The organism is Bacillus sp. SCT118, from assembly GCF_058566435.1.
In genome coordinates this window covers 431,809-453,640 of the sequence record NZ_CP191225.1, presented here as the reverse complement: position 1 = coordinate 453,640, position 21,832 = coordinate 431,809, and the positions used below count along the sequence as shown (strand labels likewise).

Sequence of the window (21,832 nt, the reverse complement as noted above, 5' to 3'; positions counted from 1 at the left end):
AAATTTTCTTACAATGATTCCTTCTTTATGCCTATCCTTATATATTTCGGTTTTTATACGTATTTTTTGCACTCGGATTCTAATAAAAAAAGCTTATCGGACAGTGCCGATAAGCTTTTGACTTCAAATTAACCGCCAATATAAGACATTTCCACTTTCTTTTTGCCAGATGCTTTTGATAGCGTACGATCGACTGAATACTGATCGATCCGATTTTTCCATACTGTCCCGATCATTTCTGATAGTTCGTCATCACTTAATTCCTGGCGAACCGGAGCTCTGAGGTCAAATCCGCTTGAAGCGAATAAGCAGGTAAACAGCTCTCCTCTCGCAGAAAGACGGGCTCTGTTGCAAGATCCGCAGAACGCATCAGATACAGATGATATGACGCCGATTTCTCCGGAGCCGTCCAAGTAGCGGAATCTGGAAGCCACTTCGCCTATATAATTAGGCGCTATCGGCTCAACCGGCATGTGTTCATTGATCAAATCTATGATTTCCGCCTTTGTCATGACGTCTTTCTTTTCCCATTGGTTGGTGTTGCCTACGTCCATAAATTCTATGAATCTCAGGATATGCCCTTTTTCTTTAAAATAACGGGCCATAGGCAGTATATCTTTTTCATTGACGCCCTTTTGAACGACCATATTGATTTTAACACCGAGCCCCGCTTGCTTCGCCGCTTCAATGCCTTCCAGCACCTTGCTGACAGAAACACCGCGCCCGTTTATCTTCTTAAAACGCTCGTCTTCTAAAGAATCAAGGCTGATCGTAACCCTTTTCAGCCCAGCCTCCTTGAGCCTCTTTGCATAAACAGGCAGCAGTGATCCGTTTGTCGTCATCGCGATGTCACGAATACCCGGTATGCGAGCCAGTTTTTTGATTAACTCCGGCATATCCTTTCTCATGAGGGGCTCTCCGCCGGTCAGGCGGATTTTTTCAACGCCAAATCTTGTGACAAACAATGTCGCAAGCCGTTCCAGCTCCTCAAATGAAAGCAGCTCCTCTTTCTTTAAAAAAGGATAATCCGGACCGAATAATTCGGCGGGCATACAGTACGTGCATCGGAAGTTGCAGCGGTCTGTAACAGAAATGCGAAGGTCTCTCAGCGGTCTGTTTCTTTTATCCAACATCTGACGCGACTCTGTAATCATAGCTACAGCCCCTTCCTATCCCCTGATTCTCTCAGGGTGTGTATATACATTAAATGATCCGTTTCTGACAAATCCAATCGCTGTGATATTCAATTCTTCAGCCATTTGAACCGCAAGCTCCGTCGGGGCCGATTTGGAAATGACAATCGACACGCCGATTTTGGCCGCTTTTAACAGGACCTCTGATGAGATTCTGCCGCTGAACACAATCAGTTTGTCACGTACGGACATCCCGTTTAGAAGGCAGTGTCCGTATAGTTTATCAAGTGCGTTGTGCCGACCGATATCTGTGCGCATCAACAGAAGCTTCTCTGTGTCGCAAAGCGCCGCATTATGGACGCCTCCCGTATCCTGAAACGTCCCGCTCCCTTGCTGCATGTCTTTCATAAGCGCCAAACATGCCTCAGGCGATATCTTGATTTGGCTGACAGCCGTCTTGGCTGTTTTGACATCCTGCTGAAAATAAAAATGACGGCCCTTTCCGCAACATGAGCCGATCACCCGTTTCGTATAATCCTTTTGATCCAATGTCTCAGGGTGAACGAGGTCGACATATACAAAACCGAGACTTTCATCTATTGTAAACCTTTTAATTTCTTTTTGAAATCGTATAACACCCTCTGATGCGAGAAATCCGATGACAAGCTCTTCGATATGCTCAGGCGTACAAACGAGCGTCACAAATTCACTGCCATTCAGTATCACTGTCAAAGGGAATTCCGTCACCATCCGGTCTTCTACTTTGCTTATTTTCCCTTGTTCATAGCGCCATACATCCCTGACCGCAGTTACTTTATCGTTCAATGTCTCTTCCCCTCCGCAATGTTCCTGCCTTTATATTTTTTCACACTCCTCGGATTTTGTCGAATTCTGAGACACAAAAAGAGCCCTCTATATAAAGGGCTTTCACAGGATGTGATGACGGCGGTGTTTAGGCAGGGCGCCTAAGCATTTAGCCGCCGTTCCTTTTATAACACGTGAGCACCAATGTGCATTGACAACGAACGCGGGGTTTGTCGACACGCTGAGACACCTCTGTATAAAGGACTCTATGTTTGATTATGCTGATTCTTTTTCAGAACCGTAAACAGCACAATAGCTGCGATCAAGGTGAGAATGCTGACAAAAAAGAAGGCTGCCAGTTTTAGAAGAACACCAAGCAATATGAATGCAACGGTGGCTATAAGAAAAATCATTCCGAATAATTTCATATGTTCAACCCCTTTTTAGGGTATCATTCCCGCCCAAACTGTTTTTAAACCAATAAAAAAAGGCGCCTGGGGGAGCGCCTGATCTTTAGGTTCCTTACTCAGTAAATTTTTGTGCTTCTTTTTCCCAAGCCTGTTCGAACTCATCCGCACTGTTCGCTGAAATATATTCTCCGCCGCCAGCGACAGCTGCTTGTTTCATCTCTTCATTACCCTTGACATCAAAGTTGAAGCCAATGATGTTTACAATCGTATCCACATTTGATGCACGGAGCTTTTCGATTTCTGCCGCAGGGTCTCCGCCGCACGTTTCTTCACCGTCAGTGATTAAATACACCACGTTTTTCCCGTCTGCGTCAAATGCTTCAAATTCTTTTCTTGTGTCTGCAAGTGCTTTGGCAATCGGTGTCCATCCAGTCGGCTTGAGCTCACTCAATGAATTGTCAAACAGAGACCCTTCATATGGATGAAGGCCGTAAATGGTTTCCGTCGTACTGCACGAAAGGGCTTTACCGGACAGTTTATTGTTCCCTGCATGCCCGAAAACGCGAAGCATAAGATTTGTATCCTTCGGAAGAAGTTCGGCAAAAGATTTTACTGATTTTTTGGCAATGTCTATTTTGCGCTCTCCTCCTGTTTTTTGAACCATGCTTCCGCTTCCGTCAAACAAAACAGCTACATTTGTATCAGCCTGTTTCTCAGCGGCAAAAGACGGGGAGGCAATGGAAACAGTCAACAATCCAATGATACCGGCAGCCAGCAACTTTTTCATATGATTACTTCCTTTCTTTTTCATATTTTCCAACTATATGTTGGATTCTTCTTTATGCTAGAATACGAAAATGCAAAAAGATATAGGACATGCTGCCTTTTGTGCTGCTTTCACGATCTGTCCAAAATCGCTTGAAATGCCGTTCATTTTTAGCCATTTCCACCCAGAAAGCATAAACAGATTGTGTGATCATTCATTCTTTTTTCGCCTTGATTATGACAGAAAAACGGAAATCTGCTACTATGCTACAGGCAGACAGCTAATTAGTTTTGAAGTTTTTGTTACATACAAAAAGAGGCTGACCATCACCAGCCTCTTTTTTCTTATTTAGATAACATTAGTGATTGCTGAGTGAAAATTTTCTCAACATCTTTTTGGGTATAAGCCGGGAAGTATTCACCGCCGCCTACTTTCGCAATTGCGTTCAGCTGGCCTTTGTATCCCTCTTTATAATCAAAGCCGATCACATTAACAGTGATATTGTCTTTTTGCAGTTCCTTTGCTGTTTTAATCGGGTTTCCTCCGCACGTTTCCTCACCGTCTGTCAACAGATACACCACTTTTTCCCCTTTTGCATCAAGCTGGTCAAAAGAAGATTTCGCCTCGTTCAGCGCTTTGGCAATTGGCGTCCAGCCAGTCGGCCCAATTGTATTGAGAGAATTGAGGAAGCTTTGCTCGTTAAAGCTTTGGAAGCCGTATACGTTGCGAATGGCTTCACATGACTGAACTTTTCCGGAATTTTTATTGTTTCCTTCAGAGCCAAACACGCTCATTTTCACCTGAGTTCCTTCTGGCAGTGAGCTCGCAAACTTTGAAATTTCTTTTTTGGCTGAATTAAATTTAGATACACCGTCTATTCTTTTCGCCATACTTCCGCTGGCATCAAGCAAGACCGCCACGTTCGCCGGCGCTTTAGCCTCCGTTTCTGTCTTTTCAGCTGCAAAAGCAGGTGAAGTTAATCCAAAAAGCAATCCTGTCATCATGATCAGTGAAAATCTTTTCTTCATGTTCGTACCCCTTTACCAATTTGTTTCTGCGTGCAGATGTTCAACGCTGAACATAATCTATCGTAATCAACAAAAACCGAGAAATAAATAGGGCGGGCTTCCCCATTGCTGTTGTTTACTTTTGCATAGAAACCTATGTTTTTATTAGTGATTTCCACCTAACGCCCCTATGAAAAGAGAAGATTGTCCGCCTTTCGGCTTTCGTTATATGAGTCTGTCGAAGTCTGTCGACAAATGTGGATGACTTTACCACAATCTCAAAGCCTGAAATCAGGAAAAAAGGACTGATCCTTAAAGACGGTCAGAAGCTCCTCTAAACCGTTTCAGCTGCTCTTAGATAAAAGACATTCAGGAACAGAAAAAGACGCCCAATGAGCGTCTTTTTCTACTTTTTCGCCATATATTTATTCAAAAACGCATCTGCCTCAGAAATTTGTGTGCCTTGGTAATAGTACTTTACAATGTCATCAACCGTTTTGCCTTCTTTGGCCATAAAATTCGCTCCGTATTGGCTCATCCCCACACCGTGGCCAAATCCTCTCGTCGTGACTGTAATTGTGTCTCCATTCCGCTTCCATTCAAAATCGGCGGAGTTGAGACCCAGCTTTTCACGTATGTCTCTTCCTTTCAGCGTCTTGCCGTTAATGACGGCAGTTGCGACCTGGTGGCCCGGTGTCTCGCCGGTAATCTTCCCTACTGCGCTAGATCCATCCAGCTTGACGCCAAGTTTTTGCTGAAATTCTGCCGCTGTAAAGGTTTTCGTTGCCATATATTTCGGAGACTTTTTATCCCAAGGGCTTTTGACGCTTTTTAAATATGGGATAGCACTTGTCCAATAAGCTTCTGCATTCTCTGTGTAGCCGTTGCTTGTGGAGAAAAAGGAGGCTTCAATCGGCTGGTTGTTGTACGTTAAGATTTTGCCTTGCGTACTGGCTACCGCAGCTGTGATTTTCTTCAGTTTTGTCTCATAGCTTGTGCCCCACTGTTTTTTCAGCTCCGCTTTGTTTTTATACACCTGGAACATCTGTGTATCATCCACCAATGAGCCTTTAGGAGCCTCAACCGCTGAATTCGACACCATCAGTCTGACAATAAATGTTCTGGCGGCGAGGGCCTGGGCTTTCAGTGCTTCAGATTCAAAGGTTGCCGGCATTTCGGAGGCGACGACTCCAATCACATACTCTTCAAGCGGAATGTCTTCTACGGATTGATTTGCGGTTCGATAGACGGGAATAGAAACAGGTGATGCTTTCAATGTTTCTGCTCCTTTCGATGCTGGTTTCGTGCTGACTGCTGTCTTTTCTGATTCTACGCTGGCCCCCGCTTCCTTATTATGCTGGAATGGTATAACCAAGAGTGTGGGAACCAAGAGAATCAATGCACATAGTACGGATAGTGTGATTGCGAATTGTTTCATATTCAGCTGCCTCCTGCTCGGGATTCGACTCTAGTCTAGTCTATGGGCAGGGACAAGCTAATATGACTCTCGTTTTGGACAGAAACTTTATTTGTCATTTACGTATTCTTTTTTGCTATTTTGCGCATAATGATGATAATACACAAAAAATAAAAAACCAGTATGCCAGAGTGACATACTGATTTTCAAGTAAGTTTATGCATTTAAGTCAGAAACGACTTCTTTATTCTCTTGCTCAGAAGCAGACTCATCATTTACACGTTCGATGTCTGCGCCCAGAGCGGCAAGCTTCTGATGGAAATCAACGTAACCGCGGTCTAAGTGCTTCAATTCAGTAACACGTGTGTGACCTTCAGCCACTAACCCCGCAAGAATCAGCGCTGCACCTGCACGCAAATCAGTCGCTGCAACTTCAGCTCCCTGAAGCTGTACAGGACCGTTAATGATGACAGAACGTCCTTCAATCTTGATATCACCATTCATACGGCGGAATTCTTCCGCATGCATAAAACGGTTTTCAAAAACGGTTTCTGTAATCATGCTTGTGCCGCTTGCACGAAGCAGAAGCGCCATCATTTGTGACTGCATATCAGTCGGGAAGCCCGGGTGAGGCATTGTTTTGATGTCAATCGGTTTAAGTTCTTTCGGGCCGATGACACGCAGACCTTCACCTTCATCCTTAATTGTTACACCCATCTCTTCCATTTTTGCAATTAAAGAGGTGAGGTGCTCAGGAACCGCTCCTTTTACTAATACGTTTCCTTCAGTGATTGCAGCAGCAACCATAAATGTGCCCGCTTCAATACGGTCAGGAATAATATGGTGTTTTACACCGTGAAGCTTTTCGACTCCTTCAATTTTGATGGTGCCGGTGCCAGCTCCGCGGATTTTTCCGCCCATGCCGTTGATATAGTTTGCTAAATCAACGATTTCGGGTTCTTTTGCCACGTTTTCCAGCGTTGTTGTTCCTTCAGCTAGAGCGGCTGCCATAATCAGGTTCTCTGTAGCTCCTACACTTGGGAAGTCCAGATAAATTTTTGCGCCTTGCAGTCGGCCTTTTACTTCAGCTTCAATGAAGCCATTACCGACTTTGATTTCTGCGCCCATTGCTTCAAAACCTTTTAAATGCTGATCAATCGGTCTGGAACCAATTGCGCATCCGCCCGGAAGTGCAACTCTTGCATGACCTGTACGCGCAAGAAGCGGCCCCATGACAAGCACAGACGCACGCATTTTACGAACATATTCAAAAGGTGCTTCAGTTTGCAAAGCGTATGAAGCATTTACAGTCACTTCATTATTTTCAAAATGCACATCTGCTCCTAAATGACGCAACACTTCGTTAATTGTATATACATCGGAGAGCGTAGGTACATCACAAATTACGCTTTTTTCTTCACTTGCTAATAAAGATGCAGCGATAACAGGTAAAACGGCATTTTTAGCGCCTTCAACTTTGACTGTGCCGTTTAACTTCTGACCGCCGCGGACGATGATTTTTTCCAAGGTATTCCCCTCCGCGTCCCTAAATTCTCTATATTAATATTCAGTCGTAACGATTGGTGTGCCAACCGTAACGGTATGTTTTCCGCCCATTCCTGCACTTCTAAGTGCAATTTGCAAATTCATTTTATGTTTCGAGGTCATAATGTACTCTTCCCACTCATCTGTAAACGCAGAAATAGAAACGAAATTTGGCTCAACTACATGTTCTACTGATCTTGCTTGAAATTCATTTAATAACTGATTTGCTTTTTTTTGCAAAACAATATTCATATTATCATCTAAGTGACCATTTAGACAAGTAAAAATAACTACTTTTTCTTGGAATATCCCAAGTGTCTCCCGTTCAAACTGTTCATATGTATCATTCCAGCTATCCGGTGTCTCTAGACTCATTTGCTCATATAATAAATACGAAGTTGGATTGTGTTTTTTGAGGGTTGTGACAAGCTGCAGTCTAAAAGAAGTACGATTTTTTTTGTCAGTATATGTGCCAATTGCCTTTATCATTTTATCTTCCCGTGCAATCACCCAATCATATTGACGATACTCTGATTTTAAACGTTGCACTTTTTGATAAAATTCTTTTTCGGTCAGTGACATGTTTTGTTTTGCATGCAATGTCCACTTATCTATTGACACATCTTGGCGTTCCATCCCCTCTGCCATTTGTGCTAACGGCGTTAATTCACTCGCATGAATGGTATGGAAAACAGCAATGACGAAGCTTAACATGACTGAAATGATAATAGCGTGGCTTACTTGTTTTTTCTTCATGTTCATCTCTCCCCCTTATCCCCAGTTTTACCGGAGGCAAGAGGCGCCATACGTAAAAATCTTCGTCAAAACTCGAGCTATTCGCTTCAACCCGCTTCTCCCAACCATTTAATGATAATAATGTTCAAAACCTATTAAAATAGATAGGGAAGCTGCTGTGAATAATTGAGATAATCTAAAAAGAAATTGGCAACGGCCGTTCCAATGGCAATTGTCAGCAAAATCATCAGGAGTCTTGCCTGCACGACTTTGCCTTTTTTGATTAACGGATCTATATTGACGGCTTGCAACGCCCACCAAGTCACTGCTATAAAAATCAGGTGAACGACAATGCCGATTGCAGCCTGCTGTTCCAATACACTCATCTATTACACTCCTTTCTCTGCGTTCATACCCTTTCTTATTATATAAGAAGCACAGATAAAGATGATACATTTTATACAGAACGGAATAATCAGCCAAATCTAGGGCTAATCCCCGCTTAAAGTGCGATTCTTTTACATGGTATACTTTATTGGAAAGGAGCTGGCAAATGTGAATCATTCTTTTTTTCAGCCTGAAAAGCAATATGGTGAGGACCTGCCAATTTTTGATCAGGAATGGGAAGCAATTGCATTCTATTATGATTATAGACAGTCACAGATTGAAGAACTGAATGAATTGTGTCAGTTTTTTAACATTTCTCTTACCTATACGAGAGAAAGCCTTGAAGAGCTTGAAAACCTTTATTTTCAAAGTATACAAGAGCTTTTGCTTGCTGATTGGAATCTTCCTATTGAAGAATTCGAGAAAATGATCAGTGTTTATCTTATAGATTGCGTGATTGCCCGCCATGAAGATGCTGAATGGGTTGTAAAACCTTATCCCTATAAAGACGGCGCTTATACACTTGGCTTTAGAAGACATCGCAAATCGTGGCATACAATGAATACCTGTGATGGTTTATACCTGCGCCAAAAAGAGGATCGCCCGCTGTTGTCGCTGTTTGATTCTCTTGTGCGTTCATAAAAAAATCCTTCTCATAAAGAGAAGGATTTTTTCTTATTTCCCTGCTACATCCAATCTGTTCAAAGCCCGCTGTAACGCAAGCTCAGCCCGACGAATGTCAGTATCATCTGATTGAGTATTCAAACGCTCCTGCGCCCGCTGGCGTGCAGCTTCAGCGCGCTCTTTATCGATGCCTTCTGCTGTCTCGGCAGCCTGGGCAAGGATGGTGACATGATCAGGACGGACTTCGACAAATCCGCCGCTGACGGCAACCATTTCAGTCTGCCCGTCTTTTTTCAGACGGACAGCGCCGATTTTAAGAGGAGCCACGGTTGGAATATGGCCTGGCAAAATACCGAGATCGCCGCTTTCGGCTCTCACACTCACCATTTCGATATCCGCATCGTATACTGGGCCGTCGGGAGTAACGATATTGACTTTAACGGTCTTCATGCTTTTACCCTCCTAGGACCAGATTAAACTTCTACACCCATTTCTTTTGCTTTCTCAACAACTTCTTCGATACGGCCTACAAGACGGAACGCATCTTCTGGAAGATGGTCGTATTTACCGGCTAAGATTTCTTTGAAGCCTTGTACCGTCTCTTTTACAGGCACGTAAGAACCTTTTTGTCCAGTGAACTGTTCAGCCACGTGGAAGTTCTGAGAAAGGAAGAACTGGATACGGCGTGCGCGGTGAACGACAAGTTTGTCTTCCTCGCCTAATTCATCCATACCGAGAATCGCAATGATATCTTGAAGCTCTTTGTAACGCTGAAGCGTTGACTGTACTTCACGTGCAACCGCATAATGCTCTTCTCCGACAATTTCAGGAGCAAGGGCGCGTGATGTAGATGCCAACGGATCAACCGCAGGGTAAATACCCATTTCAGTTAATTTACGCTCAAGGTTTGTTGTCGCATCCAAGTGAGCGAACGTTGTCGCCGGCGCCGGGTCAGTGTAGTCATCGGCAGGCACGTAGATCGCCTGGATAGATGTAACTGATCCAACGTTCGTAGACGTGATACGCTCTTGGAGCTGACCCATCTCAGTTGCAAGCGTCGGCTGATAACCAACCGCTGAAGGCATACGGCCAAGAAGGGCTGAAACCTCTGAACCCGCTTGTGTGAAACGGAAAATGTTATCGATGAAGAACAGTACGTCCTGTCCTTGTACATCACGGAAGTGCTCAGCCATTGTAAGGCCTGTCAAAGCAACACGCATACGTGCGCCCGGCGGCTCGTTCATTTGTCCGAATACCATGGCTGTTTTGTTGATTACACCAGAGTCACTCATTTCGTAGAAAAGGTCGTTCCCTTCACGAGTACGCTCTCCTACGCCGGCGAATACAGAGATACCGCCGTGCTCTTGCGCGATGTTGTTGATTAATTCCTGGATCAATACGGTTTTACCTACACCGGCACCACCGAACAATCCGATTTTACCGCCCTTAATGTAAGGAGCAAGCAAATCAACAACTTTAATACCTGTTTCAAGAATTTCAACTTCTGTTGAAAGCTGATCGAATGAAGGCGCCTGTCTGTGAATCGGATCCTTTTTCGCATCCGCAGGAACCGGCTCATTCAAATCAATATTTTCTCCGAGAACGTTAAATACACGTCCAAGTGTTACATCACCAACCGGTACTGAGATTGGCGCTCCTGTATCTACAGCTTCCATACCGCGCTGAACACCATCCGTAGATGCCATTGCGATTGTACGGACTGTATCATCACCTAAATGAAGAGCGACCTCAAGCGTCAAATCAATACCTACTTCGTTTTCACTTGCAGCTGGCTGTGAAATTTTAATCGCATTATAAATTTCAGGCAAGTGACCGTCTTCAAAACGCACGTCGACGACCGGTCCTAATACCTGGCTAACGCGTCCTTTCTTCATCGCTATCCCTCCTGACAAAATCTTTCTATTCTAAAGCGGCTGCTCCGCCGACAATTTCCGTAATTTCTTGTGTGATGGCTGCTTGGCGAGCGCGGTTGTAAGAGAGCGAAAGTGAATCGATAAGTTCCTTCGCGTTGTCTGTCGCATTTTTCATCGCCGTCATTCTTGCAGCGTGCTCACTTGCTTTACTGTCAAGAAGCGCACCGAAGATTAAGCTTTCTGCATATTGAGGAAGCAAAACCTCCAGAACCTCCTCTTCAGATGGTTCAAATTCATAAGACGCCGTTCTTTTTCCGCCGCCGCTGCCCAAATCAGATAACGGCAGAAGTTTTTTCTCCTTTACTTCTTGAGTTATGGCGCTGACAAAATGGTTATAAACAAGGTGCAATTCATCAAACGCACCGTCTATAAACATTTGGATCGTTTGACGGGCAAGATCTTTAATTTCTGTAAACGTTACTTCATCCCCAAGTCCTGTTAACTCGGAAATGATCGGAATCTCACGTTTTTTAAAGAAATCACGGCCCACTCTTCCGATGGCAATCACCGCATACTCATCCTTAGACTGATGGCGTTCTTGCATGGCCTGATAAGCACTCCGTAAAACCGAACTGTTAAAAGCGCCGGCAAGACCGCGGTCAGACGTAATGACAAGGTATGCCGTTTTTTTCACTTCTCTGCTGAGAAGCATCGGGTGCTTCACGTTGCCGGAAACTCTTCCGACGTTTGACACAACCTCTTGGATTTTATCCATATATGGCACAAATGATTTTGCATTGTTTTCAGCACGATTCAGCTTAGCTGCAGATACCATCTGCATGGCTTTTGTAATCTGACTTGTTTTTTTCGTTGACGTGATCCTTGACTTAATATCGCGTAATGAGGCCAAAGATTTCACCACCTTTTCTCTTCATCTGCGTAAAAAGAGAGAAAAAGAGAACCTTTTTCTCTCATCAGCATTCGAGTTAGTTGCTTGGTGCAAATGTGCGTTTGAAGCCTTCGAGTGCAGCTTTGAAGTCTTCATCAGCAGGAAGGTTTCCTGTTTTCGCAATTCCGTCAAGCAGGTCTTTATGGTTTTGGTCAAGGTACATGTAGTACTCTTCTTCAAAACGTCTGATATCCGCCACAGGAATATCATCGAGATATCCTTTTGTCAGCGCATAAAGAATGGCTACTTGCTTTTCAACCGGAAGCGGCTTGTTCAGATCCTGCTTCAGCACTTCAACTGTACGCGCACCGCGGTTCAGTTTTGCCTGAGTCGCTTGGTCGAGGTCAGAACCGAATTGAGCGAATGCTTCCAGCTCACGGTATGACGCAAGGTCAAGACGCAAAGTACCTGATACTTTTTTCATCGCTTTGATTTGCGCTGAGCCGCCGACACGGGATACAGACAATCCGGCGTTGATCGCTGGACGTACGCCTGAGAAGAACAAATCAGATTGCAGGAAGATCTGTCCGTCAGTGATGGAAATGACGTTCGTCGGAATATAAGCAGAGATATCTCCGGCTTGTGTTTCTACGAACGGCAGAGCTGTAATTGATCCTGCGCCTTTCGCGTCGCTAAGCTTTGCTGCACGCTCAAGCAGACGGGAATGAAGATAGAATACATCCCCAGGGAACGCTTCACGGCCTGGCGGACGGCGAAGAAGCAAGGACAGCTCACGGTAAGCAGCCGCTTGTTTAGAAAGATCATCGTATACAACAAGAACGTGCTTGCCGCTGTACATAAATTCTTCTGCCATTGTAACCCCAGCATACGGTGCCAGGTACAGAAGCGGTGCCGGCTGTGACGCAGACGCCGTTACAACAATTGTATAATCAAGCGCGCCGTGTTTACGCAATGTTTCTACTACGCCGCGGACTGTTGATTCTTTTTGACCGATCGCAACATATACGCAGATCATGTCTTGGTCTTTTTGGTTCAGGATCGCATCGATCGCAACAGATGTTTTACCTGTTTGACGGTCACCGATGATCAGCTCACGCTGGCCGCGGCCGATTGGAATCAGTGCATCAATTGCTTTGATACCGGTTTGAAGCGGTTCATGAACGGATTTACGGTCCATAACGCCTGGTGCAGGGCTTTCAATCGGGCGAGTTTTGCTTGTAAGGATCGGGCCAAGTCCGTCTACCGGCTGGCCTAACGGATTTACAATACGGCCGATTAACTCTTCACCAACAGGAACCTCCATGATGCGGCCTGTTCTTTTTACTTCGTCTCCCTCACGGATCTCACTGAAAGGTCCTAAGATGACGATACCTACGTTTGATTCTTCAAGGTTTTGAGCCATACCCAAAACACCGTTTGAAAATTCGACAAGTTCACCGGCCATACAGTTGTCAAGGCCGTGCACACGAGCAATACCGTCACCGACTTGGATGACTGTACCTACGTCTTGAACTTCAATATCAGATTGATAATTTTGTATTTGCTGTTTTATCAGCGTGCTAATCTCTTCAGCTTTGATGCTCACTTAGGTTTCACCCCTTCTATCGATTTTCCCCGGCTAATTGACGTTCAATGCGCTGAAGCTTCCCGCTTACGCTGCCGTCATAAATCCGGTTTCCAATGCGGACTTTAATGCCGCCTATTAAATCCGTCTGCACTTCATTTCTGATTCTCAGTGAAGCGACTCCGGCTTTTTTGGCAAACACTTGTGATAATGGTAAAATTTCCGCATCCGTCAGCGGTTTCACTGAATATACGATTGCGTCTTCTGTTTGACGGGCCTCGTTTGCGAGTTTGATAAACTCATCTGTGAGCTCAGGCACAATCGCGGCACGATGGCGGTCAATCAAAAGAAAAATCGTATTAAGGACGGGCTGTGACAAAGAGCCAAATGCATTTTGAATCAGCTCTTTTTTCTTCGCAGCCGGCACCTTCGGATGGTTCAACACATCATTAAGCGCTTTTTCATTTTGAAATACTTGTTTTACAACAGTTAGCTCTTCTTCTACTTGATTCAGCTGAGCGGACTCATTGGCTATATCAAAAAGAGCTGATGCATATCGTTTAGAGACAGCTGATCCACTCATCGGCTTTCTCCTACCTCTTTAAGATAGTCCTGGATCAATTTCTCTTGAGCTTGTTCATCCAGTTCTTTTTCGATCACTTTCGACGCAATCATGACAGAAAGAGACGCTACTTGCTCACGGAGAGCAGAAACCGCCTGTTCTTTTTCCTTCACGATTTCAGTTCTTGCTGCTTCTTTCAGACGTTCAGATTCTGCACGTGCAGCCTGAATAATCTCTTCTTTTTGCTTCTCTCCCAGTTTCTTTGCGTTTTCGATAAGAGTTTGGGATTCCTGTCTTGCTTCTTTTAAAAGAACGCGCTGCTCTTCAATCAGCTGCTGCGCTTCTTTATTTTTTTCTTCAGCAGACGTAATTTCTCCAGCGATGTGGTCTTCACGCTGTTTCATTATGTTTAATAGCGGCCCTAAAGCGTATTTCTTCAGAAGCGCTAATAAGATTAACATAGCTAACAGTTGGAACAGGATATCTCCGCCGTTAAACGACAATCCTAGTTCAAGTGGTAATTGAGACATCTACTACGGCAACTCCCTTCTGCAGGTTTTTCTTTGCTGATCCAGCAGCCGCACTTGTCTCTTTTCAGCCGGCAAGGCGGGGTGCTTATCAGACATAAAGCAATGGCGAAGGTTCTCTTGGAATGATCTTCGCCATTTTTAGTTCATATAAGGCTTTTATGCTTAGCCAAAGAACGCTAAGAATGCGATAACGACAGCGATAATAGGAAGGGCTTCAACTAATGCGATACCCATGAACATAAGAGTTCTCAGTTCTTTACCTGCTTCCGGCTGACGGGCAATCCCCTCTACCGTACGTGAAACAATCAAACCGTTACCAATACCTGCACCAAGTGCGCCTAAACCAATTGCAATCGCAGCTGCTATTAAATTCATGAAAAAGTTCCTCCTTTAAAATGTTATCCGTTTGGATATAATGTTTTAATGATCATGACTGATTTTATGAGACATGTACACCATCGTCAGCATTGTAAAGATAAATGCCTGGATAGCACCAATAAATAAACTGAATGCTTGCCATGCCAGCATCGGCAGAATGGCACCGATTGTACCGACAAGACCGAGAGCCACGCTTTGCGAATAATGGCTTGTTGCTAATCCCGCAAGCAGGCCGAGAAGAATCTCACCGGCGAAGATGTTACCATACAGCCGCAAACCTAGAGTCAGCGTATTCGCAAACTCTTCGATGATTTTCATCGGGAGCATGAATGGAACAGGTCTTAAATAGTCTTTGGAATATTCCTTGAGCCCTTTCATCTTCACACCATAGTAGTGGGTTAAAGCAACAACCATCACGGCTAGCGTTAATGTAATGGCAGGATCGGCTGTCGGAGACTTCCACCAGAGCTCATGTCCGATTGTAATAGAGAACGGCAGCCCCAGCATATTCGACACAAATATGTACATCAGCAATGTGACACCAAGTGCCAAGAAGTTAGCCCCTGTTTTTAAATCCATTGTACTGCCAATAATATTGCGGACGAAATCAACAATCCATTCCATAAAGTTCTGGGCTTTTCCGGGACGGATCGAAAGCGTTCTTGTCGTCAATATAGCAATCAATAAAACAATCACACTCGCCACAGTAATCATCAGAATGTTTGTCAGATTAAAAGTAAGACCTAGAAATTCTATAGTTCTGTAACCATGATTCAAAGGGTTTTCACCTCTCTTCCATTGATGAACGTTTAAGCTGGATAAAGGAATCTATCATAATGACAGGGTATATTGTCATTAATCCAATAACTGTACTTGCCATATGAAAATATTCGGGATTTTTATAGGCAACAGCCACAGCAAGAATCGCATTGCACCACCGCGCTGCGCTCCCGAGAGATCGTATGGACTTTCCTTTCTCAACAGCTCTGTCAAAAGCATTCATTCTCCTGACGAGCAGTAAAAAATTAAACAAACTGAAAACAGTTCCCAGAATAAGGCCTAAAAAAACGGTTTTATACGCTGTTAAACCATAACCCAGTACATACACTGCCAAAATGAACAATAAATATTTGCGTTGTCTGCTAAATGTAAGCTTGGGATCGTCCATCAATTATCTGTCTCCTGATGAAAAAATAATGTATAGCTTGGATACGGCAAAAATCAGCGGTTAACCCTTAGTAGAAGACCTTTTTTGACCGGCAAAACGGGCCTGTTCGAAAAAATCATTCATCCGCAAGCCTTGCAGGGATGCTGTTTCATTCGCTTAAATAAATCCTCATAATACGGGTTTGCTGAGAGGATTTACATTGAGGATGAGGACTATAATGAAAGCTATGAAAACCTTCTCATAATACCCTCGTTTAGCATACAATAGCCCCTAACATGTGTCAATCTGTTTAAAGTTAAAAAACTTTTTATACTTTACGTCTCCACAGAATGTTCACATTTTCACCTATAATTGTATACAGATTCACCGAATAGCAAAAAACTGGATAAAAAAATGAAACCCCCTTTTGGGGATTTCATTTTTTATTTTGTTCCAAACATGCGGTCACCCGCATCTCCGAGACCTGGAACAATATAACCTTTTTCGTTTAATTTTTCATCTAGCGCCGCAATGTAAATATCAACGTCCGAATGATGCTTCTGCAATTCTTCCACACCCTCCGGCGCTGCTACAAGACACATGAAACGTATATTTTTCGCACCGCGTTTTTTAAGGCTGTGAATGGCTTCAACTGCGGAACCGCCTGTAGCGAGCATCGGGTCAACCACGATGAATTCACGCTCTTCCACATCAGAAGGAAGCTTGACATAGTATTCCACGGGTTTTAAGGTTTCTGGATCACGGTAAAGGCCGACATGTCCCACTTTTGCCGCAGGAATCAGCTTTAAAATGCCGTCAACCATTCCCAGTCCTGCTCTGAGGATAGGAACCACTCCGAGTTTTTTCCCCGAGATGACTTTCGATTTCGCAGCCTGAACCGGTGTATTGATATCCACTTCTTCCAGAGGAAGATCGCGGGTAATTTCAAATGCCATGAGTGTAGCCACTTCATCTACTAACTCTCTAAAATCCTTCGTACCTGTATTTTCATTCCGTATATATGTCAGCTTGTGCTGAATTAAAGGATGATCAAATACATAAACCTTTCCCATACTGTGTTTCAGCTCCTTTTTTATTGTCCCATCAACAATTACACACTTCTATTGATTCTACAAAAAAAGACATTGAGTTTCAAGAACATCGTCAAAAAACCCGCCGGGCATAAGCCCAAGCGGGTTTTAGGATCTTAATAATCTAATTCTTTATATAAAGGAAACTTATCAGTCAGAGCAGCTACACGCTGTCTTGCTTCTTCAAGTTTTCCTTCATCTTCGTGGTTTTTCAATGCAAGCGCAATGATAGCACCGACTTCTTCTAATGCGTCTCCGTCAAAACCGCGGCTAGTTACAGCAGCTGTACCAAGACGGATGCCGCTTGTTACGAAAGGTTTTTCAGGATCATATGGAATCGCGTTTTTGTTAGACGTAATACCGATTTCATCAAGTACATGCTCCGCAACCTTACCAGTCAGTCCGAGCGAACGAAGGTCAACAAGGATAAGGTGGTTGTCTGTTCCGCCTGAAACGAGCTGGATACCCTCTTTCGTTAAGGCTTCAGCCAGACGCTTCGCATTTGAAATGACGTTTTGTGCATATGTTTTGAAATCGTCCTGCAATACTTCACCGAATGAAACAGCTTTTGCGGCAATAACGTGCATTAGCGGGCCGCCTTGAATTCCAGGGAAGATCGATTTATCAATTTTCTTGCCAAACTCTTCACGGCAAAGGATCATACCGCCGCGAGGACCGCGAAGTGTTTTATGTGTTGTTGTTGTAACGAAATCAGCGTAAGGAACCGGGTTTGGATGAAGGCCTGCCGCAACAAGTCCTGCGATATGTGCCATATCCACCATGAAGTAAGCGCCGACTTCATCAGCAATTTCACGGAACTTCTTAAAGTCGATTGTACGAGGATACGCACTTGCTCCTGCTACGATAAGCTTCGGTTTATGAGCGAGGGCTTTTTCACGCACGTCATCGTAATCAATATATTGAGTTTCTTTATCTACGCCGTACTCAACAAAGTTATATTGAACACCGCTGAAGTTGACTGGGCTTCCGTGTGTTAAATGGCCGCCGTGGGAGAGGTTCATCCCAAGTACAGTATCGCCTTGCTCCAAAATCGTGAAGTACACTGCCATGTTTGCTTGTGCGCCTGAATGAGGCTGAACGTTTACATGCTCCGCTCCAAAGATTTCCTTCGCGCGGTCACGAGCGATATCTTCAACGACATCGACGTGCTCGCATCCGCCGTAGTAGCGTTTGCCCGGATATCCTTCTGCGTATTTATTTGTCAAAACAGATCCTTGTGCTTCCATAACCGCTTCACTTACAAAGTTCTCAGAAGCAATCAATTCGATCTTAGTCTGTTGGCGTTCACGCTCATTTTTAATGGCGTTAAACACTTGTTCGTCTTGCGCAGGTAAATGTTTCATCAGCGAGATCCTCTCCTATCCGTATCCTGTTCTTTGTTTTTACCATCACTATTGTACATGGTTTTTAAGGCCGATGTAAAAGATTATTTTTAAAAAATCTAAATTTTTATTGGTAAAAACGAATATTAATAACTTAAATTTAATTTAAAGTTCGGAATTTATTCCACTGTCTTAAAATAAAAGAAAAGACTGGCTATGCAGTCCTTTCATTCGCACTCATAAACCGCCCGCACTCCGCCGATTAGTTTCGGCCGTGTACGCGCCAATGTCACATGAGCTGAACCGAGGCTGTTTTGAGAGACACGCACAGGGACAGCCACCGGCTTCAGATGCATGCCGATAAACGTATCGCCTATATCAATTCCGGCGTCAGCCTGAATGGTTTCAACAAGAACAGGAGACTTCATCTGCTTAAACGCATAAGACGCCATCGCGCCGCCCGCTTTTGGAACGGGCACGGCAGAAACGGTTGGAAGCCTGAACAGCTTGGCTGTTTCTGCTTCGACGACAAGCGCTCTGTTCAAATGCTCGCAGCATTGAAACGCCAAATGGATTCCCGTTTTTTCCCGAAGCTCGGCAAGTCCGCTGTAGATGCTTTCAGCGATATCTACACTGCCCGATGTTCCGATCCGGCTGCCGGCCACTTCGCTCGTGCTGCATCCAAGGACGAAGAGCTGATCTTGTTTCAATTCCGCTTGGTCCTGAAACTCAGACAGCATCGTCTTCCACGTTTGTTTCAACTCATTCATTAAACAGCACCCCTACAGGTTTTTCTCTTCATAATCTGAGATTTTTCCAATACGCGTTTGGTGTCTTCCCCCGGTAAACTCAGTGGTCAGCCAGATTTTTGCGATTTCCCGAGCCAAACCAGGTCCGATCACCCGTTCACCCATCGCAAGGATGTTTGTGTCATTATGCTCCCTCGTCGCCTTCGCGCTGAAGGTATCGTGCGCCAGCGCGCAGCGAATCCCTTTTACTTTATTAGCGGAAATGCTCATGCCGATGCCTGTCCCGCAAATTAAAATGCCTCTGTCAACTTCGCCGCTAACCACTTTTTCGGCCACCGGAAAAGCATAATCCGGATAATCGACAGAGCCGCTGCCGCAGTCACAGCCCATATCAATATATTCAATTTGCAATTCGTCCATTAACTCTTTGATTTCATTTCGAATGTGAACGCCGCCATGATCCGATGCAATGGCTACTTTCATCTGCTTTTCCTCCCAGCGTGTGTGATGCGGCCCGCCCGCTTTATTGACCGCGCAGCCTGTCCGCTCTTTGATTCACACCATATGATGTGCTTTTCACTATATTCTACTCCTTCACGCAGGATTTGCAAATGACCTGTTTGCAGATTTTCTGACAACTTATCTGCGGTCTTTTTTCAGCTGTTTTGCCAGCTGCCGAAGAAGCTCTTCAAGCTCATCTCGCGTTTGTTTATAGATGTCAATTGAGCCGCCGAACGGATCGATGACATCACCATGGCTGCCTGTGACATATTCTTTTAACGTAAACACTTTATCACGATAACGTCCAAATTGGCTGGCAATGATCTGTTTGTGCTGATGGGTCATAGCCAGAACCAAATCAGCGGATTCCATATGTTCTTCAGTTAATGGAGAAGACACATGATTAAGGGCAATGTGTTTTTCAAACAGCGCTTCGACTGCATGAGGCGTCGCTTTCCCATTTGGCGAAGCAAACACGCCTGCCGAGCGGACATTGACATTCAGCCCTTCCATTTCTGCAATTGATTTAAAAAGCGCCTCAGCCATTGGGCTGCGGCACGTATTTCCAGTACAGACAAAAATAATATCCATGTCAGTCACCCCTTATTTTTCTCTATTATATATGAAGAAAAAAGAAACGGCGACTTCGTTTCTTTTATTGGTATATTAAATTGGCAAAAGCAACTTTAGTCCAAACACGATTAATATGATGCCCCCGAGCGCTTCGCTGTATGTGCCAAGCCAAGACTGCACTTGTTTTCCGACCAGCAGGCCCAGCCATGTCAACATCATGCTGAACAGCCCGAACAGGGTAATTGTGAGGAGTGGATGCGAGCCGTATATCCCCAAGCTCAAGCCGACGGAAAAGCTGTCAAGGCTGACGCCGATGGCAAACAGCAATAAGCCCGGCCCTGCCGGTGACATAAATCGTTCTTCTGACTGTTTAAAAGAGGCCATAAGCATTTGAACCCCAAGAACAAAAAGCAGCGCCCCACCGATATAAACCGCTAACACGCCGAGGAGCCCTGACAGCATGTTACCGGCCGCCATCCCTGCGAGAGGCATGATGACGTGAAAGAGGCCGATGATGAAACCAATATAGAATATCTGCTTCTTTCTAAGTTTGACCATGCCCATTCCAAGGCCGACAGAAAAAGCATCCATCCCTAAAGCAAACGCCATGATGCTTAATGTAATCAGTTCGCCTATAAACAAATCCGACATACATAAATAACCCCCTTGGACACGCCCGCTTTTTTAGCCTATGCGTGTCCAAAAGGGGTTAGAACTTCTGACTTTGTCAGCGAATCACTCTTCCTCCGGCTGCTTTCATCAGCCTGTTCATAATGGCGAGGCCGACACCTGTGTCCGGAAAGGATTCCGAGATAATGAAATCCACCTGATTCTCATCAAAACTGCGCAAAGCATCATACAGCCCTGCCGCAACAGTCTCAAGCTGAGCACGTCTTCCGCAGCTCTTCACATAATCAGCGGAATAAACGCCCGCGTTTTCTTCTGTCGTCAGGACGCCGACCCGTCTTCCGCCCTGTTGATATTCTTGAATGAGGTGCTGAATGCGCTCTGGGCTGCCTTCGCAAATGGCAAGCGGGGCTGTCGGCGCATAATGTGTATATTTCATCCCTGGAGAAATCGGCTTCTCGTTTTGGTCGCTGAGCCCTTTATCCACATGGATCGGCCCGATCACCGCTTCAATTTGTTCCTTCGTAATGCCGCCCGGACGCAGAAGAACAGGGATGTCGTCCGCACATGAAAGCACAGTTGATTCGACCCCGATTCCGGTGGGGCCTCCATTCATAATGCCGGCTATGCGGCCATCCAAGTCGTGAGCCACATGCTCCGCTTTTGTGGGACTTGGCTTGCCTGAAAGATTGGCGCTCGGTGCTGCAATCGGCAGTCCCGATTCGCGAATCAATGCAAGGGCAAGCGGATGATCCGGCATTCTAATGGCAACCGTTTCAAGACCTGCCGTTACACGAGGTGAAAGCGCACCAGGTTTACAAGGCAGAATGAGCGTAAGTGCTCCCGGCCAAAACCGTTTCATCAATGTTTTCGCCTTTTCTGGCGCCGGGCCCGTTAAATCCTCAAGCTGGCTGATATCCGCAATGTGGACAATCAGGGGATTATCGCTCGGCCGCCCTTTCGCCTCATATATTTTTTTGACGGCATCCGTATTTTTTGCGTTTGCGCCTAGGCCATATACTGTTTCTGTCGGAAAGGCAATGACCTCATTTTCTCGGAGCAAAGCGGCTGCTTGTGCAATTTGTGGATCATTTGTGGATAACTCGTCAGTTACATCCACAAACCATCTTTTCGTTTTCATTTCTGACCAAACTC

The 21,832-nt window shown here is 44.8% G+C and carries 27 protein-coding genes; 1 reads left to right on the top strand and 26 read right to left on the bottom strand.

Features of this window, described 5'->3' with window-relative positions:
* Positions 1 to 128: 128 nt before the first annotated feature.
* From moaA to ACQVGT_RS02260, 10 genes are all read right to left on the bottom strand, one after another.
* Positions 129 to 1,154: a GTP 3',8-cyclase MoaA gene (gene moaA / locus ACQVGT_RS02305; protein ID WP_015483814.1), complete on the bottom strand. Its 1,026-nt coding sequence runs from the start codon at positions 1,152 to 1,154 to the stop codon at positions 129 to 131.
* A gap of 15 nt (positions 1,155 to 1,169) precedes the next feature.
* Positions 1,170 to 1,958, bottom strand: coding sequence for a formate dehydrogenase accessory sulfurtransferase FdhD (gene fdhD, locus ACQVGT_RS02300; RefSeq protein WP_015483815.1), 789 nt, complete (start codon positions 1,956 to 1,958; stop codon positions 1,170 to 1,172).
* A gap of 245 nt (positions 1,959 to 2,203) precedes the next feature.
* On the bottom strand, positions 2,204 to 2,365 hold the full coding sequence (locus tag ACQVGT_RS02295; protein ID WP_003227706.1) for a hypothetical protein: 162 nt from the start codon (positions 2,363 to 2,365) through the stop codon (positions 2,204 to 2,206).
* Positions 2,366 to 2,459: 94 nt separating this feature from the next.
* Entirely contained in the window at positions 2,460 to 3,134 is a 675-nt protein-coding gene (locus tag ACQVGT_RS02290) for a vWA domain-containing protein (RefSeq protein ID WP_003243553.1), read from the bottom strand.
* A 52-nt stretch (positions 3,135 to 3,186) separates the two neighbouring features.
* Positions 3,187 to 3,327 (bottom strand): hypothetical protein, encoded by a 141-nt coding sequence (locus ACQVGT_RS02285; protein WP_015384887.1) that lies wholly within the window; start codon positions 3,325 to 3,327, stop codon positions 3,187 to 3,189.
* Positions 3,328 to 3,457: 130 nt separating this feature from the next.
* Positions 3,458 to 4,141, bottom strand: a complete 684-nt coding sequence (locus tag ACQVGT_RS02280; protein ID WP_003227700.1) for a vWA domain-containing protein — start codon at positions 4,139 to 4,141, stop codon at positions 3,458 to 3,460.
* A 385-nt stretch (positions 4,142 to 4,526) separates the two neighbouring features.
* A complete protein-coding gene (spoIID, locus tag ACQVGT_RS02275) occupies positions 4,527 to 5,558 on the bottom strand; it encodes a stage II sporulation protein D (protein ID WP_015384888.1) in 1,032 nt (343 codons plus the stop codon).
* Positions 5,559 to 5,753: 195 nt separating this feature from the next.
* A complete protein-coding gene (gene murA, locus ACQVGT_RS02270) occupies positions 5,754 to 7,064 on the bottom strand; it encodes a UDP-N-acetylglucosamine 1-carboxyvinyltransferase (RefSeq protein ID WP_003227695.1) in 1,311 nt (436 codons plus the stop codon).
* Between the two features lie 33 nt (positions 7,065 to 7,097).
* On the bottom strand, positions 7,098 to 7,838 hold the full coding sequence (locus ACQVGT_RS02265; RefSeq protein WP_015483817.1) for a YwmB family TATA-box binding protein: 741 nt from the start codon (positions 7,836 to 7,838) through the stop codon (positions 7,098 to 7,100).
* Between the two features lie 134 nt (positions 7,839 to 7,972).
* Positions 7,973 to 8,203 (bottom strand): DUF1146 family protein, encoded by a 231-nt coding sequence (locus ACQVGT_RS02260; RefSeq protein WP_015384890.1) that lies wholly within the window; start codon positions 8,201 to 8,203, stop codon positions 7,973 to 7,975.
* Positions 8,204 to 8,372: 169 nt separating this feature from the next.
* On the opposite strand from ACQVGT_RS02260, the gene ACQVGT_RS02255 reads away from it, so the two are divergent.
* Positions 8,373 to 8,846 carry a hypothetical protein gene (locus ACQVGT_RS02255; protein WP_015483818.1) on the top strand — a complete coding sequence of 158 codons (474 nt, stop codon included), beginning with the start codon at positions 8,373 to 8,375 and terminating at the stop codon, positions 8,844 to 8,846.
* A 33-nt stretch (positions 8,847 to 8,879) separates the two neighbouring features.
* On the opposite strand, the gene ACQVGT_RS02250 is transcribed toward ACQVGT_RS02255, so the two are convergent.
* The 16 genes from ACQVGT_RS02250 to ACQVGT_RS02175 form a co-directional block, all read right to left on the bottom strand.
* Positions 8,880 to 9,278, bottom strand: a complete 399-nt coding sequence (locus tag ACQVGT_RS02250) for a F0F1 ATP synthase subunit epsilon (RefSeq protein WP_015483819.1) — start codon at positions 9,276 to 9,278, stop codon at positions 8,880 to 8,882.
* Positions 9,279 to 9,301: 23 nt separating this feature from the next.
* Positions 9,302 to 10,723, bottom strand: coding sequence for a F0F1 ATP synthase subunit beta (gene atpD / locus ACQVGT_RS02245; RefSeq protein ID WP_003227686.1), 1,422 nt, complete (start codon positions 10,721 to 10,723; stop codon positions 9,302 to 9,304).
* A 25-nt stretch (positions 10,724 to 10,748) separates the two neighbouring features.
* On the bottom strand, positions 10,749 to 11,612 hold the full coding sequence (gene atpG, locus ACQVGT_RS02240) for an ATP synthase F1 subunit gamma (RefSeq protein ID WP_015483820.1): 864 nt from the start codon (positions 11,610 to 11,612) through the stop codon (positions 10,749 to 10,751).
* 76 nt (positions 11,613 to 11,688) lie between these two features.
* Positions 11,689 to 13,197 carry a F0F1 ATP synthase subunit alpha gene (atpA, locus tag ACQVGT_RS02235; protein WP_015384895.1) on the bottom strand — a complete coding sequence of 503 codons (1,509 nt, stop codon included), beginning with the start codon at positions 13,195 to 13,197 and terminating at the stop codon, positions 11,689 to 11,691.
* A 16-nt stretch (positions 13,198 to 13,213) separates the two neighbouring features.
* Entirely contained in the window at positions 13,214 to 13,759 is a 546-nt protein-coding gene (locus ACQVGT_RS02230; RefSeq protein WP_015384896.1) for a F0F1 ATP synthase subunit delta, read from the bottom strand.
* Positions 13,756 to 14,268, bottom strand: a complete 513-nt coding sequence (gene atpF / locus ACQVGT_RS02225; protein ID WP_003244051.1) for a F0F1 ATP synthase subunit B — start codon at positions 14,266 to 14,268, stop codon at positions 13,756 to 13,758. The genes ACQVGT_RS02230 and atpF overlap by 4 nt, the downstream gene beginning before the upstream one ends.
* Before the next feature lie 162 nt (positions 14,269 to 14,430).
* Positions 14,431 to 14,643, bottom strand: a complete 213-nt coding sequence (gene atpE, locus ACQVGT_RS02220) for a F0F1 ATP synthase subunit C (RefSeq protein ID WP_003151167.1) — start codon at positions 14,641 to 14,643, stop codon at positions 14,431 to 14,433.
* 45 nt (positions 14,644 to 14,688) lie between these two features.
* A complete protein-coding gene (atpB, locus tag ACQVGT_RS02215) occupies positions 14,689 to 15,423 on the bottom strand; it encodes a F0F1 ATP synthase subunit A (RefSeq protein WP_003242621.1) in 735 nt (244 codons plus the stop codon).
* Between the two features lie 7 nt (positions 15,424 to 15,430).
* A complete protein-coding gene (atpI, locus tag ACQVGT_RS02210) occupies positions 15,431 to 15,814 on the bottom strand; it encodes an ATP synthase subunit I (RefSeq protein WP_003243159.1) in 384 nt (127 codons plus the stop codon).
* A 422-nt stretch (positions 15,815 to 16,236) separates the two neighbouring features.
* Positions 16,237 to 16,866: a uracil phosphoribosyltransferase gene (upp, locus tag ACQVGT_RS02205; RefSeq protein ID WP_003227670.1), complete on the bottom strand. Its 630-nt coding sequence runs from the start codon at positions 16,864 to 16,866 to the stop codon at positions 16,237 to 16,239.
* Positions 16,867 to 17,000: 134 nt separating this feature from the next.
* A complete protein-coding gene (glyA, locus tag ACQVGT_RS02200; protein WP_003227669.1) occupies positions 17,001 to 18,248 on the bottom strand; it encodes a serine hydroxymethyltransferase in 1,248 nt (415 codons plus the stop codon).
* Positions 18,249 to 18,454: 206 nt separating this feature from the next.
* A complete protein-coding gene (locus tag ACQVGT_RS02195) occupies positions 18,455 to 18,997 on the bottom strand; it encodes a TIGR01440 family protein (RefSeq protein WP_003227667.1) in 543 nt (180 codons plus the stop codon).
* Between the two features lie 12 nt (positions 18,998 to 19,009).
* Positions 19,010 to 19,459, bottom strand: coding sequence for a ribose 5-phosphate isomerase B (gene rpiB, locus ACQVGT_RS02190; protein WP_003221910.1), 450 nt, complete (start codon positions 19,457 to 19,459; stop codon positions 19,010 to 19,012).
* A gap of 156 nt (positions 19,460 to 19,615) precedes the next feature.
* Positions 19,616 to 20,068 carry a protein arginine phosphatase PrpB gene (gene prpB, locus ACQVGT_RS02185; RefSeq protein WP_015384897.1) on the bottom strand — a complete coding sequence of 151 codons (453 nt, stop codon included), beginning with the start codon at positions 20,066 to 20,068 and terminating at the stop codon, positions 19,616 to 19,618.
* Between the two features lie 75 nt (positions 20,069 to 20,143).
* Entirely contained in the window at positions 20,144 to 20,701 is a 558-nt protein-coding gene (locus tag ACQVGT_RS02180) for a manganese efflux pump MntP (RefSeq protein ID WP_003227661.1), read from the bottom strand.
* Between the two features lie 76 nt (positions 20,702 to 20,777).
* Positions 20,778 to 21,818 carry an L-threonylcarbamoyladenylate synthase gene (locus ACQVGT_RS02175; protein WP_015384898.1) on the bottom strand — a complete coding sequence of 347 codons (1,041 nt, stop codon included), beginning with the start codon at positions 21,816 to 21,818 and terminating at the stop codon, positions 20,778 to 20,780.
* Between the last annotated feature and the right edge of the window lie 14 nt (positions 21,819 to 21,832).

What these genes read in the sequence shown, in the direction of transcription:
- atpD (WP_003227686.1), bottom strand. Translation starts at nt 10,723, where the DNA reads ATGAAGAAAGGACGCGTTAGCCAGGTATTAGGACCGGTCGTCGACGTG.
- spoIID (WP_015384888.1), bottom strand. Translation starts at nt 5,558, where the DNA reads ATGAAACAATTCGCAATCACACTATCCGTACTATGTGCATTGATTCTC.
- ACQVGT_RS02285 (WP_015384887.1), bottom strand. Translation starts at nt 3,327, where the DNA reads ATGATCACACAATCTGTTTATGCTTTCTGGGTGGAAATGGCTAAAAAT.
- rpiB (WP_003221910.1), bottom strand. Translation starts at nt 19,459, where the DNA reads ATGAAAGTAGCCATTGCATCGGATCATGGCGGCGTTCACATTCGAAAT.
- ACQVGT_RS02295 (WP_003227706.1), bottom strand. Translation starts at nt 2,365, where the DNA reads ATGAAATTATTCGGAATGATTTTTCTTATAGCCACCGTTGCATTCATA.
- prpB (WP_015384897.1), bottom strand. Translation starts at nt 20,068, where the DNA reads ATGGATATTATTTTTGTCTGTACTGGAAATACGTGCCGCAGCCCAATG.
- atpF (WP_003244051.1), bottom strand. Translation starts at nt 14,268, where the DNA reads ATGTCTCAATTACCACTTGAACTAGGATTGTCGTTTAACGGCGGAGAT.
- ACQVGT_RS02260 (WP_015384890.1), bottom strand. Translation starts at nt 8,203, where the DNA reads ATGAGTGTATTGGAACAGCAGGCTGCAATCGGCATTGTCGTTCACCTG.
- atpE (WP_003151167.1), bottom strand. Translation starts at nt 14,643, where the DNA reads ATGAATTTAATAGCAGCTGCGATTGCAATTGGTTTAGGCGCACTTGGT.
- atpI (WP_003243159.1), bottom strand. Translation starts at nt 15,814, where the DNA reads ATGGACGATCCCAAGCTTACATTTAGCAGACAACGCAAATATTTATTG.
- ACQVGT_RS02230 (WP_015384896.1), bottom strand. Translation starts at nt 13,759, where the DNA reads ATGAGTGGATCAGCTGTCTCTAAACGATATGCATCAGCTCTTTTTGAT.
- ACQVGT_RS02180 (WP_003227661.1), bottom strand. Translation starts at nt 20,701, where the DNA reads ATGTCGGATTTGTTTATAGGCGAACTGATTACATTAAGCATCATGGCG.
- ACQVGT_RS02195 (WP_003227667.1), bottom strand. Translation starts at nt 18,997, where the DNA reads ATGAATGAGTTGAAACAAACGTGGAAGACGATGCTGTCTGAGTTTCAG.
- moaA (WP_015483814.1), bottom strand. Translation starts at nt 1,154, where the DNA reads ATGATTACAGAGTCGCGTCAGATGTTGGATAAAAGAAACAGACCGCTG.
- ACQVGT_RS02290 (WP_003243553.1), bottom strand. Translation starts at nt 3,134, where the DNA reads ATGAAAAAGTTGCTGGCTGCCGGTATCATTGGATTGTTGACTGTTTCC.
- ACQVGT_RS02250 (WP_015483819.1), bottom strand. Translation starts at nt 9,278, where the DNA reads ATGAAGACCGTTAAAGTCAATATCGTTACTCCCGACGGCCCAGTATAC.
- ACQVGT_RS02265 (WP_015483817.1), bottom strand. Translation starts at nt 7,838, where the DNA reads ATGAAGAAAAAACAAGTAAGCCACGCTATTATCATTTCAGTCATGTTA.
- ACQVGT_RS02280 (WP_003227700.1), bottom strand. Translation starts at nt 4,141, where the DNA reads ATGAAGAAAAGATTTTCACTGATCATGATGACAGGATTGCTTTTTGGA.
- glyA (WP_003227669.1), bottom strand. Translation starts at nt 18,248, where the DNA reads ATGAAACATTTACCTGCGCAAGACGAACAAGTGTTTAACGCCATTAAA.
- ACQVGT_RS02175 (WP_015384898.1), bottom strand. Translation starts at nt 21,818, where the DNA reads ATGAAAACGAAAAGATGGTTTGTGGATGTAACTGACGAGTTATCCACA.
- upp (WP_003227670.1), bottom strand. Translation starts at nt 16,866, where the DNA reads ATGGGAAAGGTTTATGTATTTGATCATCCTTTAATTCAGCACAAGCTG.